This is a genomic window from Ignavibacteria bacterium, assembly GCA_013177855.1.
Lineage (GTDB): Bacteria > Bacteroidota > Ignavibacteria > Ch128b > Ch128b > Ch128b.
Genome location: JABLYA010000009.1, coordinates 1 through 15,717, shown reverse-complemented (window position 1 = coordinate 15,717; position 15,717 = coordinate 1). Strand labels below are relative to the sequence as shown.

Annotated in this window: 18 protein-coding genes and 1 pseudogene; 16 read left to right on the top strand and 3 right to left on the bottom strand. The window is 27.9% G+C overall.

The features are described from left to right. The 5 genes and pseudogenes from eno (at position 1) to HPY57_16185 (ending at position 4,192) form a co-directional block, all read left to right on the top strand. Positions 1-131: pseudogene (gene eno, locus HPY57_16205) on the top strand (phosphopyruvate hydratase). Positions 132-469: 338 nt separating this feature from the next. Next, positions 470-2,557: a hypothetical protein gene (locus tag HPY57_16200; GenBank protein NPV13303.1), complete on the top strand. Its 2,088-nt coding sequence runs from the start codon at positions 470-472 to the stop codon at positions 2,555-2,557. Between the two features lie 191 nt (positions 2,558-2,748). Continuing rightward, the gene (locus HPY57_16195; GenBank protein ID NPV13302.1) at positions 2,749-3,018 is read left to right on the top strand and encodes a hypothetical protein; all 270 of its coding nucleotides are present in this window, start codon (positions 2,749-2,751) and stop codon (positions 3,016-3,018) included. Between the two features lie 304 nt (positions 3,019-3,322). Next, positions 3,323-3,997 (top strand): hypothetical protein, encoded by a 675-nt coding sequence (locus HPY57_16190; GenBank protein NPV13301.1) that lies wholly within the window; start codon positions 3,323-3,325, stop codon positions 3,995-3,997. Positions 3,998-4,048: 51 nt separating this feature from the next. Beyond that, positions 4,049-4,192 (top strand): hypothetical protein, encoded by a 144-nt coding sequence (locus HPY57_16185; GenBank protein NPV13300.1) that lies wholly within the window; start codon positions 4,049-4,051, stop codon positions 4,190-4,192. Between the two features lie 214 nt (positions 4,193-4,406). Here HPY57_16185 and HPY57_16180 read toward each other — a convergent pair whose 3' ends face one another. The 3 genes from HPY57_16180 to HPY57_16170 form a co-directional block, all read right to left on the bottom strand. Beyond that, positions 4,407-5,849 carry a T9SS type A sorting domain-containing protein gene (locus HPY57_16180; protein ID NPV13299.1) on the bottom strand — a complete coding sequence of 481 codons (1,443 nt, stop codon included), beginning with the start codon at positions 5,847-5,849 and terminating at the stop codon, positions 4,407-4,409. Between the two features lie 50 nt (positions 5,850-5,899). After that, on the bottom strand, positions 5,900-8,041 hold the full coding sequence (locus HPY57_16175) for a hypothetical protein (GenBank protein NPV13298.1): 2,142 nt from the start codon (positions 8,039-8,041) through the stop codon (positions 5,900-5,902). Positions 8,042-8,428: 387 nt separating this feature from the next. Further along, the gene (locus tag HPY57_16170) at positions 8,429-9,082 is read right to left on the bottom strand and encodes a hypothetical protein (protein NPV13297.1); all 654 of its coding nucleotides are present in this window, start codon (positions 9,080-9,082) and stop codon (positions 8,429-8,431) included. Positions 9,083-9,243: 161 nt separating this feature from the next. Between HPY57_16170 and HPY57_16165 the strand changes: the two genes are divergently transcribed. The 11 genes from HPY57_16165 to HPY57_16115 form a co-directional block, all read left to right on the top strand. After that, positions 9,244-9,819, top strand: coding sequence for a hypothetical protein (locus HPY57_16165; GenBank protein NPV13296.1), 576 nt, complete (start codon positions 9,244-9,246; stop codon positions 9,817-9,819). Then, on the top strand, positions 9,812-10,198 hold the full coding sequence (locus HPY57_16160; protein ID NPV13295.1) for a hypothetical protein: 387 nt from the start codon (positions 9,812-9,814) through the stop codon (positions 10,196-10,198). The genes HPY57_16165 and HPY57_16160 overlap by 8 nt, the downstream gene beginning before the upstream one ends. A gap of 292 nt (positions 10,199-10,490) precedes the next feature. Beyond that, a complete protein-coding gene (locus tag HPY57_16155; GenBank protein ID NPV13294.1) occupies positions 10,491-11,069 on the top strand; it encodes a hypothetical protein in 579 nt (192 codons plus the stop codon). 32 nt (positions 11,070-11,101) lie between these two features. After that, positions 11,102-11,434, top strand: a complete 333-nt coding sequence (locus HPY57_16150; GenBank protein ID NPV13293.1) for a hypothetical protein — start codon at positions 11,102-11,104, stop codon at positions 11,432-11,434. A gap of 20 nt (positions 11,435-11,454) precedes the next feature. Next, the gene (locus HPY57_16145; protein ID NPV13292.1) at positions 11,455-11,943 is read left to right on the top strand and encodes a hypothetical protein; all 489 of its coding nucleotides are present in this window, start codon (positions 11,455-11,457) and stop codon (positions 11,941-11,943) included. 9 nt (positions 11,944-11,952) lie between these two features. After that, the gene (locus HPY57_16140) at positions 11,953-12,645 is read left to right on the top strand and encodes a hypothetical protein (protein ID NPV13291.1); all 693 of its coding nucleotides are present in this window, start codon (positions 11,953-11,955) and stop codon (positions 12,643-12,645) included. A 125-nt stretch (positions 12,646-12,770) separates the two neighbouring features. Beyond that, complete coding sequence (locus HPY57_16135; protein ID NPV13290.1) at positions 12,771-13,778, top strand: hypothetical protein; 1,008 nt, start codon at positions 12,771-12,773, stop codon at positions 13,776-13,778. Positions 13,779-13,786: 8 nt separating this feature from the next. Further along, on the top strand, positions 13,787-14,683 hold the full coding sequence (locus tag HPY57_16130; protein ID NPV13289.1) for a hypothetical protein: 897 nt from the start codon (positions 13,787-13,789) through the stop codon (positions 14,681-14,683). Further along, the gene (locus tag HPY57_16125; GenBank protein NPV13288.1) at positions 14,680-14,955 is read left to right on the top strand and encodes a hypothetical protein; all 276 of its coding nucleotides are present in this window, start codon (positions 14,680-14,682) and stop codon (positions 14,953-14,955) included. Before HPY57_16130 ends, HPY57_16125 begins: the two co-directional genes overlap by 4 nt. A 3-nt stretch (positions 14,956-14,958) precedes the next feature. Continuing rightward, a complete protein-coding gene (locus HPY57_16120) occupies positions 14,959-15,498 on the top strand; it encodes a translation initiation factor IF-3 (protein NPV13287.1) in 540 nt (179 codons plus the stop codon). 3 nt (positions 15,499-15,501) lie between these two features. Beyond that, a partial coding sequence (locus HPY57_16115) for a hypothetical protein (GenBank protein ID NPV13286.1) occupies positions 15,502-15,717 on the top strand: 216 nt, incomplete at its 3' end.

Sequence of the window (15,717 nt, the reverse complement as noted above, 5' to 3'; positions counted from 1 at the left end):
GTGGCATCAACGCTCATATTCTTCCGGTTCCGTGTATGAACATTATCAATGGTGGTAAACATGCCGATAACAACGTCGATTTTCAAGAATTCATGATTGCACCTCATAATGCAAACAGCTTCTCCGATTCGTATTCTTTAATTTTTCTGTAAATTTTTAAAATTAAATATCCATTATCATTTACAGTAATTAATGTGTTTCCTGAAGACATTTCAGGTAGATCATTGCTAGGATTTAAAATAATATATCCCATATAATTATAGTGGTTTTATAAGTATATATTAAAATTGTAAATAAAATAATTTATTTTTGACAATTTTTACAATAGGTTTTTATGATATTGAAAATGGAATGGTTAGTGGACTAAATAAATCATTTTAAATGAAATTGATATATTTAAAATAAAATAAAATAAAAATAAACATTATTTTTTTTAAAATATATAATAATAAACTTAATCATTTTATAAATGAAATTACTTAGTAAAGAAGAAAAGAAATCTATACTTAAAAAATATAGTAAAATTAATCAAGTTAAAGAAACACTAAAATCTGAATTTATTGGACTGGATAATATAATTGATGAAATTTGTACTTTAGTAGAACCTTGGTATTTATTTCCTGGTGCTCAAATCAGACCAACAGTAATTAACTTATGGGGTATGACTGGTACTGGTAAAACAAGCCTCGTTCTTCGTTTATTTGAACTATTAGAGCTTAATAGTGTATTAAAATTTGACATTGGGGAATGGGTTGAAAAAAGTGATTTTGAACTGACTACAAAAATTTCTAGTCAAGTAAGAAAAGTCCAAAAAGATAAACTTATTCCTATTTTTGTATTCGATGAATTCCAATTAGGAAGAACATTAGACGATAGTGGTTCAGACATTGACAGACCTGGTCTTAGAATTATATGGGATTTACTTGATTCTGGTAAATTCTCAATCATTGAAGAAAAATGGGAATCAACATCTGTATTTAAATTATATACTAAACTTTATCACTTGTATCACGATAAAGGTGTTGAAGTAAAGAATGGTAGAATTACAAAAAATAAAGAAGCGTGGGATCTAATCTTTATGGAAGATGTCGAAGAATTTAATATGGGTATCGTAGATGAAAATATGGCAGAAAAATACTATCCTAAAAACGCTTTTATTCCAGCCAATGAACTTCGGATATTAAAAAGTTTGAATGAAGAAAAATTTTTTTCTGAAATACAATTAGCAGAATATCTTAAAACATTGAATGCAAAAGAAATTCTTAATTTTCTTGAAAAAACTATTGAAAAGGCATACGATCCTGTTAAACACGATTTTTCAAATTCAATAATATTTATTATAGGCAATCTTGACGATGTATATTATGGTTCAGATCAAATGAGTCCTGATATCGATGCAGATACTCTTTATGAACATACAGAAAATATTACTATTTCAAATATCAAAGAAGCTCTTACATTCAAATATCGTCCAGAACAAATATCTCGCCTTGGTAATAACCATATAATTTACAAATCTTTTAATGAATCAATGTATAGAGATTTGATTAAATTAGAGTTAAATAAAATAATAAATAAAGTTAAAGATAAATTTGATATAACTATTGAATTTGATAATTCTACACACGATATTTTATATAAGGAGGGTGTATTTCCTACACAAGGTGTAAGACCTATATTCTCAACAATAACATCATTAATAGAATCATATATTGGAAGAATTATTGTTGATTCTTTGAAATTTAAATTAGATATAAAAAGTATTTATTGGAAATTTAAAAATGATGAACATATTATATTACTCAATACAAACAAAGGTGAGAAAGAACTTAGATATCCAGTAAAACTTAAAGTAGATTCTGTAAGAAAATCAAAATCAGATGATATTCAAGCTCTTGTTGCAATTCATGAATCTGGTCATGTTGTTACATCCGTTTATGCTTTAAACATTTGTCCAAAATTAGTAGTTAGTAGAAATGCTGAAGGTAATGGTGGATTTACTCATATTGATTTGCCTCAGTGGGAAACTAAAGATTTATTAATAAATAATATAGTTTGTTTAGTTGGTGGTTATTGTGCTGAAAAAATGGTTTTTGGAGAAGAAAACATCACTACGGGTTCATACAATGACTTGGAAAAAACTACAAAAACAGCATTGAAAATATTAAAAGAATATGGTATGAATGGATTACCAATTCAGTTTTCAACACCTGACTTCAGAATTAGTTCAACTACAGTTTGTTTAAATGATGATGGCTTAGATAGATTGGCTGTTGAATTAGTTAAGGATTGTATGAAAAAATGTGAAGAAATATTAAGTGATAATATGGAATTATTATTAAGATTTGGTGAGTATCTTTCTAAAAACTCTAAATTGACATCTGATGAAATAAAATATATGGTTGAAATGTATGGTGAATTTGTGCCAGAATGGAAAACAAAAGATAATTATTATGATTATAAAAAGATTCTTAGCAACAAACTCCAAAATTATGATGTAACAAAAAAAGTTGCACAACAAGATTTAATTTTAAACAAAAAGAAAAAAGATAAATAAATGTTAATAGCATTATACATATTATTAGGTATAATCATAATCGATGCTATTATTCTTCTTATTTTGAAAAAAGACGGCAAATTTCATAAAAGGGAAGTTGAGGAAGAAAAAAAGCATTGGGATTCAAAAAACAATTGATTATGCGTGTTTTTATAGACAAATATTGTCATAAATATGGAAGTAAACCAAATATGAGAATATCAATAAGTAGTGATGCAATAGATTTTTATGTAAATAGATTTCAAAAAAACTATAATGGAAGGGGTATTTTTCAAATGTATTATGGTTCTGAAAAGGTAGAAGTTATTTATAGATTGATAAATATTGAAAAGAAAATAAAAAACAAAGAAGGTTTTAAATTAGATGTGACGATATTTACAGATAATATAAAAATATCCGAAAGTATTGTACACGAAATAAGACCTTACTTGAAATATAATCGTATCATTAAAAAAATGTAATAGAAACTGACGAATTATCAATCAAATTGATACCTATAAATTCATATTATATAGTAGGTAGAGTTCCAAGTGATTTGATATTTATAGTTAATGTTTATTCATTACCTATAAAATTTCACAATTATTTAAGACCTTACTTAAATATGATAAAAACTATATATATGCCTAGTGAAAGTGAATGGGTTGATGTTTTACAAAAAGAAGACCAATTATTATGATACAGATTTTAATTGGTCAGATGAAAACTATAAAATGGAATTAAGACGATCCAAATTAGATAGAATCTTAAAAAATAATTAGATAAATGGAACAATTAAAATTATCAGATATTGCTTTGATACATAATGTAAATCAACCTGTTTGTCAGTATGCCTATATTGATTCACAGTTTCAACAACCATTAAATAATAACACTTGTCCTGAAATTTCGTTCATTGTAAATAAAAAAACAATAACTCTAACAAGAGATATATCAAAATATAATGAAGATGAAATACTAAAAGACATTGTTAATCAAATTGTAGATAAAAGATTAAATACTAAAATGCAATTTAATATAGATGATTTAGATAAATTAAAAAACGAAATGTGTTCTTATTCTATGTCATCTATCAGTAGCTCTAATGTTAGAAAATTAATATCGAGAGTATATGCTATTAGTAACTTGGTTGCAATTGAATCAAGAATTGGTGCTGCAAATTCAATAGTTGTAGATAATCATAAAGACATTTTTTATTTTATAGAAAAAACTACATTATTAAATTATAGTTTATTTTACCATAAAGGATTAGGTGATAAAATTATAATATTCAGAAAACCAACAAATGATAATCCTCACTGGGCAATATTTAATGATTCTCAGAAATTTGAATATTCAGAAATTGGTGATAGTATAAAAATGTATCAAGTATTTAAACTAGAAGGATATAAACAAATGAGAAATAAGAAGTTACAAAGAATATTAAATGATAGTATATGAGAATATTAGAAATAAAAACAATAACCATTGAATGTATTGATTATGTAACTAATGAGAAATCAATTTTTGTTGAGAAAAATTGGAAAAGGTAAAAAGTATAACAGATTTCTTACAGAAAATAGTGTTAGATGGGATGATCCTAATTATGATAGAATAAAAGCTCTGATGATGGTGTCAAATCCATCCTATACATAACCTATTGAAAAAACAATTAGTACAGAAGAATTAGAAGAATTATTCAAAATTATGATTAGAAAAAAGAAATTAGAAAGAATTGTATGAAATATATTGATAAATAGGTTTTATTTTGAACAACCAATGGCTTATCAATTAGTAAGTTATATCATACAGCGTTTGAGAGGAGAAATATTGCGTTGTAACGGGTGTGCAATTGCCTGCTTGTAAATTATTATTTAACAATTACGAATTTTTTCTTTGCAGTGTATTTCCCATCACTAATTACAATATTGTAGATACCGGCTGCTATATCATTTGTAGATAATTTCATTCCACCTAACGCATTTTCGTCAATATTAATCTTACCCTGCTTAATAATTCTTCCCATTACATCTACGATTGCATAATTTAATTCTGCATTTGGGTAACCAATGAGGGTAATATTTAAATTTTTTTCATTCACATCATTAAAGACATTGAATTGTTGAACAGAGGATGGTACGTTTGGAGATACAACTTTAACTTCAGAATAAGTTGCTTTACCATTAAAATCTGTTTGTTTTAATCTGTAATAGGTAGTTTGAGTAATAGGCTCAGTATCGTCAAACGTATAGGTGTGAATAGAATTCGAATTACCTGCACCATCCACACTGCCAATTGGTTTATAAATGATAGCATCCGTTGATTTCATTACTGTAAAATAGTCATTATTCGTTTCTGATGCCGTTTCCCAGTATAGCGTTGTAAATTGTCCTAACAATTTAGCTTCAAAATCAATCAATTCAACAGGAACGACAATTGAACAGTCCATGGCACCACCTTCGGTAAAGTTCCAAACCAAGTCAAAACCATTAGCACCCGGCGACCAGTTGTTAACCATTAAGTAATACGATTCACCTGCATTAACTGGTATTCCTTGTACCCAGCTGTCACCTGTTACATCTTCGGAATAATCAGTTGAAGTGCTATTCATCCCTGTATTTGTTGGCCAATATGAAGCATCACAAGGAACACAATCTGCACCACCACAATCAACTCCTATTTCGTCTGCATCGCGGACATTGTTGGAGCAGTGGGTGCCGTCAGTAATGAAAATTGCATAGTCTTCGATTTCGCCATTGGCATAACTGTTACAGGCATTTGTATTTGGTACTGATCCACCTCTTGTTGTATAAACTCTAAAAGCTGTCTTTCCGAGCCTTGCAGTTACAGGAATTGTAATTGGTGTTGACAAAGTTGTATTATTACCACTTCCAAGGGAGTAATATTCATCGGAGTCAAATTGCAGATTTTTGTTCCAATCAAACCAAGCCACTACATACATATTATTACCTACAACTGTTACCTGAAGATTATAGGCATTTCCTGCTGTTACTGTTGAACTAATAGAAGTTGTGTAATTTGCATAAAAATCACTATAGTAAGTTGAAGTATTGTCAATAGTATTAAACCTTACTCTTGAAATATAATATGAAGTTCCTGTAGAAGTCGGCTGGCAATATTGAGGTGTCATTGCATAAGTACAACGCACAGGATTTCCAAGACTTGCACAATTACTTGCCTGATATAAAGCCATATCATAGTCTTCAAAAAAGTCTTCAGGCTTAATATCAAGATATAAACGCCCGCTATTAGTAATTTCAAAATAATACCAGTTAGAGTAATTTTCGCTCAAATTACACCCTCCACAGGTAGAAGTAATCCCAGGACCGGGACTAGCAGAATTCACATTAGTAGCTCCACAAATCGAAGTAGCACTATTACAATCATTATTTGTTGGCGAAGCAGCACAATATTCCAACCAGGGCGGGTAGTAGTGTTATCACTGTAAAATTGAAAAGTCAAACATCCACTCGTACTTGAAGCTGTAAAGGGGTTTGAAAATGTTCCTAATAAAGTATTAGTAGAAGCTAATGTTTTACAACCAGCCCATAAAATAGAGCTTCCCTGTGTTGGACCATTTCTTACAATTAAATAATCATAGCAGCTTGTTCCATTTTTTTCAATATCCATGCTGTTAAAGGTTGCTCTTATACATTTTCCTGTAGCATCAGGACAAAATGTTCTGTAAATTGAGTTTATATTTAAAGAGTAATTAGCGGCACCTCCATCATCTGTATATGTCCCTGTACATGTATTTACCATACATGCGCCTAAATAAGTTCCTTGTAACCCTGCAGTAGGATGGTAATAAGTTCCCGGTGTTTCGGGGCATTTAATGTAAAACTGATGTGTTGATGAAAAAGCATCTTCGTCATCCACTAAAATATAATATGTAACTCCTGCTGTCCAGTTAAAGGGGCCATATGTACCGGGAGCATTTGGTCTTGCCATACATGTCCAACCTGTTGATTGACAGGTTCCGGCCTGATAAGCATACGTCATATATGACGAAGCAGAAGTTATAACTAAGTAGTATGCAGCAGTTGATGAAGGAGTAAATGAGAATATTTTTTCTACACCAGGAGTTGCCGAACCACATTCCTGATTATTCCAATTCCCAGAGCCACCACCAGAAGTGACTGTTGTAGAAGTTCCACATGAAGCTATATTTGTAACACTGCCACACGCTCCAATACCCGGATCGTAGGCACAGATTGAAAAAGAGCCGTTATTATCATTTCCATACTCCCAAACGCGAATATATATGGTAGAGCCTGCAGATAATCCACTTCTGTCTATCATAGACATTAATCCATTATTACTATCATCATCATCGCATTCGACTAACGTTAATGAACCACATGTTCCTGTATAAATAGCCATTCCGGCATCAGTTACAACATTATCATCCATATCTAAAATAATATGCCCTGAAGCTGGTACTGTAGCTTTAAACCAAACATCACCACCTAAATAGTTTGCACATCCGGGATTAGGAACGCCTAATGTAGCAGTAGCATTTGCATTGGTATAGGAACTAAAAGAACAACTTGCTCCAACAGTTAATGTAATGGCTCCGGTACAATCATCATTTGATGGTCCTGCTGCTGCACTATTTACAATAACTGAATATCCTGCGCTACTGGAGCTTGAATAATTATCTACAACTAAATAATAAGTAATGCCTGCAGTTAATGATACTGTTCTATTACCGGAATCCCAACAGGAACCGGTGATATTGGTACCTGTATTACTACAAGAATTCATTAAGAAAAAGTCCGGATCGCCGGAAGTTGCTGTACCTGTAAAAGTATAATTACCAGAAGAACCAGGAGTAAATGAATAAACTATTTCATCACCAGGCTCTGTATAAGAGCAATCTGTATATGATGACCAATCACTTCCGGAAGAATTTAATGTTCCAGTGTAAGTAGTTCCCAATGACATTGGAGTGATACTGGAACAAGGTCCTCCGCTACAAGCATTTGTTGTAAATGAAGATGATGTTGTATAAGCAGAACTAGTTCCATCGCAACTGGTATAAGCATAAACCCTTAAATAGTAAGTTGTTCCGCAGGATAAAGCTGAAGTTGTAGCAGAAGTTCCGGTAGTTGTTCCCTGATCAACACCGCTTCCATATGTAACAGTAGAGGAAGTTCCTACTACCCAATAATATGTTACCGTAGCAGAACCCGCAGGCGTTCCAGCTGCCCATGAAAGGTTGGCTGTTGTTTGTCCGGTAGCAGTTCCGCTTACGCTGGTAGGAGCACCTGGAGTTGTACAAGAAGCGGAGATGACATTGATAGTATAATCTTCAACCTCACCATATGTTGCTGTTCCACAAGAACTTAATCCGGATGTATAACATATTCTAATACGCATTCGTGTTGTTACGGTTGGAGAACCTAACGGTGGTGTAATTGTTGCAGTATATGGTCCGTTTCCTGGAGCATCATCAAAGTCATTGTCCTGGTTCCAGTCCACCCATATACCACATTGATCAGAAGAATAAGGATACCCGTTTGTAACAGTTATCGGATATCCTGTACCAATATTCATGTTTGTTGAAAGTGAAGTATAGTCAGCATAACCACCAGATGTGCAATTAGAAGAGTTATCAATAGATCCAACCTGAACTCTAGAAATATATTCATCGCAAGTAGTTGCATTAGCAACACAATATTGTGATTTCGCTTTATTTAATATTAAAAAAGATAATATAATTAGTAATATTGTTTTCATAATGAGTTTATTAATAAAAGTAATTTTTCAATTCTTGAAATTTTTCTGACCAAGTAGTTAACCAAACTTCTTTACCATTTTCGTTGATAAATAGTTCTTCGTAATGTGATGTTTTTGGTTTTTCCATATTTAACTTTCTAAAATTCTTAGTAATTTATTTTCACGGTTAATTTTATTATCAGCAAGAAGTTTAAATGCTTCGAGTGTGTTTGGTACTTTGTAATATACTTCTATATTCTGTGTAACATAACCATTTTCAATTCTAAATGTAAATTTTATACCATTCTTAATAATTTCACCAGATTTGTTATTATCAAACCAGCGAACATTCTCACCTTTAATGGATTCTAAAAATTTAGTTATTTCATCAGAACGCTTTTCATTTTCTGCTTTGAGTGCGAGATAAATATCCTGATTATACTTTATCCACGCTTCAATTTTCTTAGTGGTAAGAACACCAACCTTTTTGGGTGCTTTAAATTTTTTAGTAATTTCTTCTATTGACCAAGAACTTACATTTTCAAAATTTTCATCGTAATAAAAATGATATTTTTTGCGAAAACTATCATATCTAATCTGTATAGCACAAACGTCATTAATCAGATAATGGTTAAAGTGTTCTAAACAATAATTATTTTCTCTTTTTGTAACCACACAAATTGTATCACAAGGATAAAATTTATTAATATTTTCGTGTTGTTTCTTAGCTTCCTGTAAGTTATTCCTTTGATACTCATTATCAAAGTTTAACTTCAATGCTTCTGATAGTGAATAACGTATCATAATTTTTTGGTTTAAACTTTCAATATGCAAATATATACAAAATAAATAAAATAAAAAAAATAAAAATATTCAAATGGATGAAAACGAAAGGCTTGAAAAAGAATTAAAAATGTTTGATCTGATAAAAAAAAGAACTTTAAAATTAAAAAGAATATTAAAAAATGAACACTTTACCAGAAAGCACACAAAAGTATTATCAAACAAAAGTAAATTTGATATACAATAAAATAAAAGACAAAATATATTCAAATACAAAAGATTATGAAGCATATATGAATGTTCCTTTTGCAAAATCTATGATAAGATTTAAATTTGATTTTGACTTAGAAATAGAACAAAATAATGTTTTTTTATCAGGTTTTAATAATAGTATATCGAATCGCAACATAAACCTGATGTCGATTGACTTAAATAAACAGTTCTTAGACAATAACCCCAAAAGTCAATCAATAAGTATAACATTCTTTTTGTTATATATTTGCGACAATAAAGTATTGAATTTTATTCGTTCCAAACGACTTTTACATATAGTAAACAAACTTATAGACCATATAATAAATTATTATCCTAATGCAAAAATAAAAATGGACATCAGCTTTGACGAACAAGATTTAATGGTTTACATTGTTACGTCTCAAACAAATTTTGACACATATAAACGTTTTCTTAAAACGTTTGAATTACGTGATAATGATTTGTACAAACGACATGTAGTTGTTGTTGACGTCAATGAATAAGTTTGACTGGAAGCAATTTTATACCTGTGCCAAAACCATACATCAAAATTATGGCAACAACGATGCGTTTGTTCGTACTGCCGTAAGTCGTGCTTACTACGCCGTTTATCATACCTTAAAAACAAAAACAAATCTTACTGATAGTAAAGATAATCATATTGCATTGATTAATTATTTTCAAAACGGCGATTTCAACAAAGAATCGCACAAGTACAAACATTTAAGCGACGACGAGCTAAATGTCATTTTAGAATACTTAAAATACTTACGAGACGAACGCTTAAAAGCAGATTACAACAATAAATTGTTGAATTTTAATTTAAAAGATATTTTGACCAAAGCCAATCAATTGCTTTGTCTTACTGACAAGATTTTGTAATATCGTCTCTTTTTCACAAAAAATGTTAATAAACAAGTTAATAACTTTTTTTGTTGATTAAAATGGTTGTATATTTTCACAGCCATTCGTTTTCATTAACCTTGACGAACAAAACAAGCGTCGTTGTCTGGCCTACGATTATTTGACATAAGGCTTGTTTGATAGTATCTATTCATACAACTTTTTCATCGCTTGTTGACAAGCCATGAAAAAACATAAGCCATGTATCCCGATTGTCTTTGACAACCGGGATTATTTTTTTTAATCGTACAATATAAAAATCATATTTTGTATGAAGAAGTCAAATAATCGTCAGCCGCAACTAATATCATCTTCAATTCAAAAATTAAAACCTAAGCAATGTTATAATATCTATCTAACTGAGCATTTAACTAAGAGTTCAGCGGCTGAAATAAAATCATATTTGGATTATGCAGTTAATTTTCAATTTAAAAATCATATAGATAAACAGTTAAATAGTATAAAATATCTTTACTTTGGTGAAAAACATATACGATTTATTTCACAAATAGTAAAATTGAATAAAATAGATGGATGCTGTGCTGAATATGAGGGTATCAAGTTTTTTTACATTGATATATTAGATGATATCTATCTTAGCAATGCATCTTTTATAGATATAAATTCTATGGATATAAGATATAATGAGTATATTAAAGAGGAATTTTCAGATTTATTTGATGTTGATGTTTTATATGAAAATGTACCTGATTTGATGAAGAAAGGTGTTCTAACATTAAATTGTTATCTTGGTGATGTAAATATTATTAAATTGAAGTGTGATTTTGGTAATAGTAAAGCATTTTATAGAAAGTTAAAGTTATCAAGAATTATAAAAAAAAGAAATTGATATTTAATATATAAGTAAAAATAACTTTTATTATGAAGAATATTAAAAATTGGAAGTCATTTAACGAAAATATTTATAGTCATAGACCAATTATGGACACTTATGAAGGATTTGGTGAAGATGTTGAATCTTTTGAAGATTGGTCAAGTAAGTATAATAGTATATTATCTGAGTTAAAAAGTCTTAATTTAATTTCAGAACAGATTTATAATTTGGTTGATGAATATTTCTTTGATTATAAAGCGAAGGATGAAAAAGATCCGAAAAGTGAAATTGATGTTGATAAGACATTAAAAAAGATGGCTAAATATTTCACAAATCGTGAAGATGAATACGAAAGATTTATGAAATTCTTTGGAAAATAAAAAAAAAATAATGATATACAATGAAAAAATTCACTGAAAGTATAAATGAAAAAGTAAACCATTATGCAGGTAGTCAAAAATTATATAATGATATTTATAATTTAATTGATGAAACTCTTAATCCTAAAATAGATGGTAATGATTCTGATAATATTTCTTTGATAGGTAAAGAAAAACTTGTAGAAGAACTAGCAAAAATAGTTGAAAACGAAGTTAATAAAACAAAAATTTCTATCTTAGAAGAATATAAAAATGATCCTTTAATTTTTAAAAAATCAAAGTCTTTTAGAGATCAAATACAAGAAGATTATAAAAAAGTAGCACAAACTATAAGAAATATTGATAAAGAAAGTCAATTAAATGCTGCCAAAAAAATGATTGATAATTTTGATAACAAATGGGATAAAATCCCATATTTTGAATGGGTAAGATTGAATGTACACGATAGAGTTAAAGAATTAAAAAATTTTCTAAAAGATAAAGAAAAAGAACTTAAAGAGAAAAAATAATATATTAAAATGAAAAAATTTAGTAATATTAATGAAAAAGAAAAGGTTGTATCAGTACAAAAACCTAAACTAAATAAAACAGTTGAATATTTTGTAAAAGAAAATATTCACATAGTATATGATGGTGATGCAGATGATATTATCGGTAAAAAATTAACAATTGAAGGTACTGACGAACTTTCTGAAAAATTAAATATTCTTATTGAAAAATTAAAAGATGAAACTATTGAACAGCTTTCAGAAATTATGAAATATAATTTTGGTAATCAGCATGATCAAAAATCAATTGACAAAATGATTGAATGTTATGCTTCAAATCTTCACTTAAATATTATCCCTTCACCTTTTGATGTATTTTCAAATGAAGATTACGAACAAATTAATGATGATACTATTGTTTTAAAATCATTAAATAATATGCCTTCAGATTATCTTGATTATGTAAACTATCAAAATGCAATTAAATATTTTGAGAGTGGAAATTTAATCAGATTGAGATATGCTGGTCCTAATATAGGTTGGGAATTATATTTTGAGAATAATGGAGAATATGGAACAATTATTGATGGAAAAGAAGATAAATATAAGAAATTTATAACAGAAAATAAAGAATTTGTAGCAGACTTTTTAAGAGCAACAAAGGATTTAATCGGTTCACAACATTTGCTACTGGATAAAATCCTCGTTTCTCAAAACAAATAATTTGCAAAAAATCCACAGTAAATAATTATACTATAAATTTTTATGTGTAAAAAGTCAATCAAAGATTGGCTTTTTTTTTCAAACAAACGAAATCATTTCATATATAAACTTAAAAAACAAAAAAAATGAATTTGAAAGAAAATTTATTTTGGGAAAAATATAGACCTAATTCATTAATACCTGAAAAAGGTAAAATACCTATTATATTATTACCAAGAATTAGAAAAATTGTAGAAAAAGAACTACAAATGAATTTTATGTTTGTTGGTTCTGGTGGACTTGGTAAATCAACTCTTGCAGGAATATTAACAGAAAATTATGATACATTGAGAATAAACTGTTCTGTTGATAATGGTATTGAGATAGTTAGAGAAGAAATATCGGAACATTGCAAAAACTTTTCTATCTCTTTTAGAAAGAATAAAAAGAAAAAAGGAGATCCTTATGGTGTTAAAGCTGTTTGGTTAGAAGAATTTGACAATACTACACCAGACATGAGAAAAGCTCTTCGTGGTTTTATTGAAGAACACACAGAAGTTCGTTTTATTGCAATTGTAAATAATGTTGCAAAACTACAAAGAACTGAAGAAGATAAAGCACTTTTATCAAGATTCAATCTTATTCAATTTGATCCAGAGAATCAGGAAGAAATTAATTATTTGAAAAAACAACAATTAAATTATTTAAAATCAATCTGTAAGTCTATAAAATTTGAGACCACTGATGAAATTTTAAATATATTAATTACAAGAACATTTCCTAACTTCCGTTCAACTGTACAATTATTACAAGAAGTATATATTTCTGGTGATTTGGAATCATATTTAAAGAAAAAAGACACTTTAAATGAAAATGTTTATTCATTCATTATGAATGGAAGAAATAATTTAAGTGAAAACTTTTTTTATGTTTCTGATAATTTTCCAAGAGAAAAAACCGAAGATTTATTAAATACATTATCAAGACCTTTCTTCAAATATTTGTTAGAAAATCATGAAAACATTATTTTAAAAAATGGTTTTAAGATTCTTGATTTAACGAAAAATTTTAATTCAGAATATACTATAACTATTGATCCAGAGATGCATCTTGTTACTTTTATCACAAAATTGAAAGAATTAGTTAATATATAATCAATTATATGAAAAATATAATTAATTATAATAAATATCATACAGGTTTTGATGAACCATTGATAAAAGAAGGCAAAGGCATTCCTCATATTTTAAAATGGATTGTTGATGAGATAATTGAAAATTTAAATAATTTCAAAACATTTTCGATCGATATTGATGAAACTGATTTAAAATTAAAAAATTTAACAGTAAAATATAATAATTCTGAAAGAATAAATATTTATGCTTATACAAAATTTGGAATATTCTCACCAAAATATGAACGTGGTAATTTTGAAAATTATTTAAATTCACCAACCATAGAAATATTTTTAGATTATGATAATTATAATTTAATTGATTTAAAAAGAGTTATTTTACATGAATTATTACACATTTATGAAATATATCAACGGTTTAATAATAAAACTACAAAAGATTTGGAATGGTTTTTAAATAATGAACTTATAAAAATTAGAAGAAAATATATGGATGATAAGTTTTTAAACGATTTTATATTTATTTTATATCTTTCATCCAATCAAGAAATAAATGCTAGAGTGGCGGAAACATATTCTATTCTTTTGGAGAAAAGAACAACACAAAAAGATATATTGCAAGATACTTTATATAAATCAAACGCTTGGTCACAATTAGAAAAAATAAAAAAATTCAATTATAAAGACTATAACATAGATTATAATAGATGTATTGAATTTTTCACCGAAATAAGTACTATTGTAACTCCGAAATTAAAGCAAGATTTTATTATATTTAATATACCACATAATAACAAAGATATAACAAATATATTAAAAAAATATAAAACATTATTTAATAAAAAATCAAAAAAATTTGAAAATAAATTAATAAAAATTATAGAAGAAGTAATCTTTGATATAAAAAAAATATATAATATATGAGAAATACTATTAAAAAGATAACAGATTCGTTCCCTAATTATAAATACGATATGGAAACAACAACCTGGGACTGGGTAATATATTTTTGGAATAATGAAAATCATAAATTCTTTTTTGAATTACCAAATGGTTATCCAACAATAAAAGTATCGAAAGGTATAAAAGTATCTCCAAAAGTTAAAATATATCTGAATGAAGAATGGAAAACTTTTGAGAATGAAAATGTAGATAAATTAATTGAAAAAACAAAGGAAATAATAAATATAAAATAATTTATGATTAACAAAAACAAATTAAATTACAAAGTAAATCAACAAATAAAGTCAAGTAAAGTAAGAATTGTTGGTGACGATTTTGAAAGAAATGGTGAAATTATTTCAATTCAAGAAGCATTAAAGATAGCGGATAATTTAGTTGTAGATTTAGTAGAAATATGTAGTAATGTAACACCACCTGTATGCAAACTTATTGAATACAATAAGTTTCTTTATGAATTGAAAAAGAAAGAAAAAGAAAAACTTAAAAAACAAAAAGAAAATGCACAGGAAGTAAAAGAAATTCGTTTCGGTCCTAACACAGATGAACATGATTATAATTTCAAAATGAAACATGCAGTAGAATTTCTTAAAAGAGGTGATATAGTAAAAGCGTTTGTCTTTTTTAAAGGTAGAGAAATACAATTTAAAGAAAAAGGTGAAGAATTATTGATAAGATTAGCAAGAGATTTATCAGATATTGGTATACCAGATAATTTAAATTTAAAGTTGGAAGGTAATAGACTAATAATTATAATAAAACCAAAAAAGAAAAAATAGAAAATGGTAGACAATTTACAAAATTTTAAAGAAAAACAAATAAATGATTATCTATCAAGTATAGATATGACTGATATTGACATAAATCAAATCAAAAGAGATTTGAAACATAAACTTGGTGAAGAACCAGCTATTAAAATGAATTATAAAAACGAAAAAATGGTAAAAGAAGATACTGGTGAAAAAGTTATAGTAGAAAAACTTGAATCATTTACAATA

Excerpts from the sequence above, each read along its gene's own strand:
- HPY57_16200 (NPV13303.1), top strand. The coding sequence starts at position 470 with ATGAAATTACTTAGTAAAGAAGAAAAGAAATCTATACTTAAAAAATAT.
- HPY57_16195 (NPV13302.1), top strand. The coding sequence starts at position 2,749 with ATGAGAATATCAATAAGTAGTGATGCAATAGATTTTTATGTAAATAGA.
- HPY57_16190 (NPV13301.1), top strand. The coding sequence starts at position 3,323 with ATGGAACAATTAAAATTATCAGATATTGCTTTGATACATAATGTAAAT.
- HPY57_16185 (NPV13300.1), top strand. The coding sequence starts at position 4,049 with ATGAGAAATCAATTTTTGTTGAGAAAAATTGGAAAAGGTAAAAAGTAT.
- HPY57_16170 (NPV13297.1), bottom strand. The coding sequence starts at position 9,082 with ATGATACGTTATTCACTATCAGAAGCATTGAAGTTAAACTTTGATAAT.
- HPY57_16165 (NPV13296.1), top strand. The coding sequence starts at position 9,244 with ATGAACACTTTACCAGAAAGCACACAAAAGTATTATCAAACAAAAGTA.
- HPY57_16160 (NPV13295.1), top strand. The coding sequence starts at position 9,812 with ATGAATAAGTTTGACTGGAAGCAATTTTATACCTGTGCCAAAACCATA.
- HPY57_16155 (NPV13294.1), top strand. The coding sequence starts at position 10,491 with ATGAAGAAGTCAAATAATCGTCAGCCGCAACTAATATCATCTTCAATT.
- HPY57_16150 (NPV13293.1), top strand. The coding sequence starts at position 11,102 with ATGAAGAATATTAAAAATTGGAAGTCATTTAACGAAAATATTTATAGT.
- HPY57_16145 (NPV13292.1), top strand. The coding sequence starts at position 11,455 with ATGAAAAAATTCACTGAAAGTATAAATGAAAAAGTAAACCATTATGCA.
- HPY57_16140 (NPV13291.1), top strand. The coding sequence starts at position 11,953 with ATGAAAAAATTTAGTAATATTAATGAAAAAGAAAAGGTTGTATCAGTA.
- HPY57_16135 (NPV13290.1), top strand. The coding sequence starts at position 12,771 with ATGAATTTGAAAGAAAATTTATTTTGGGAAAAATATAGACCTAATTCA.
- HPY57_16130 (NPV13289.1), top strand. The coding sequence starts at position 13,787 with ATGAAAAATATAATTAATTATAATAAATATCATACAGGTTTTGATGAA.
- HPY57_16125 (NPV13288.1), top strand. The coding sequence starts at position 14,680 with ATGAGAAATACTATTAAAAAGATAACAGATTCGTTCCCTAATTATAAA.
- HPY57_16120 (NPV13287.1), top strand. The coding sequence starts at position 14,959 with ATGATTAACAAAAACAAATTAAATTACAAAGTAAATCAACAAATAAAG.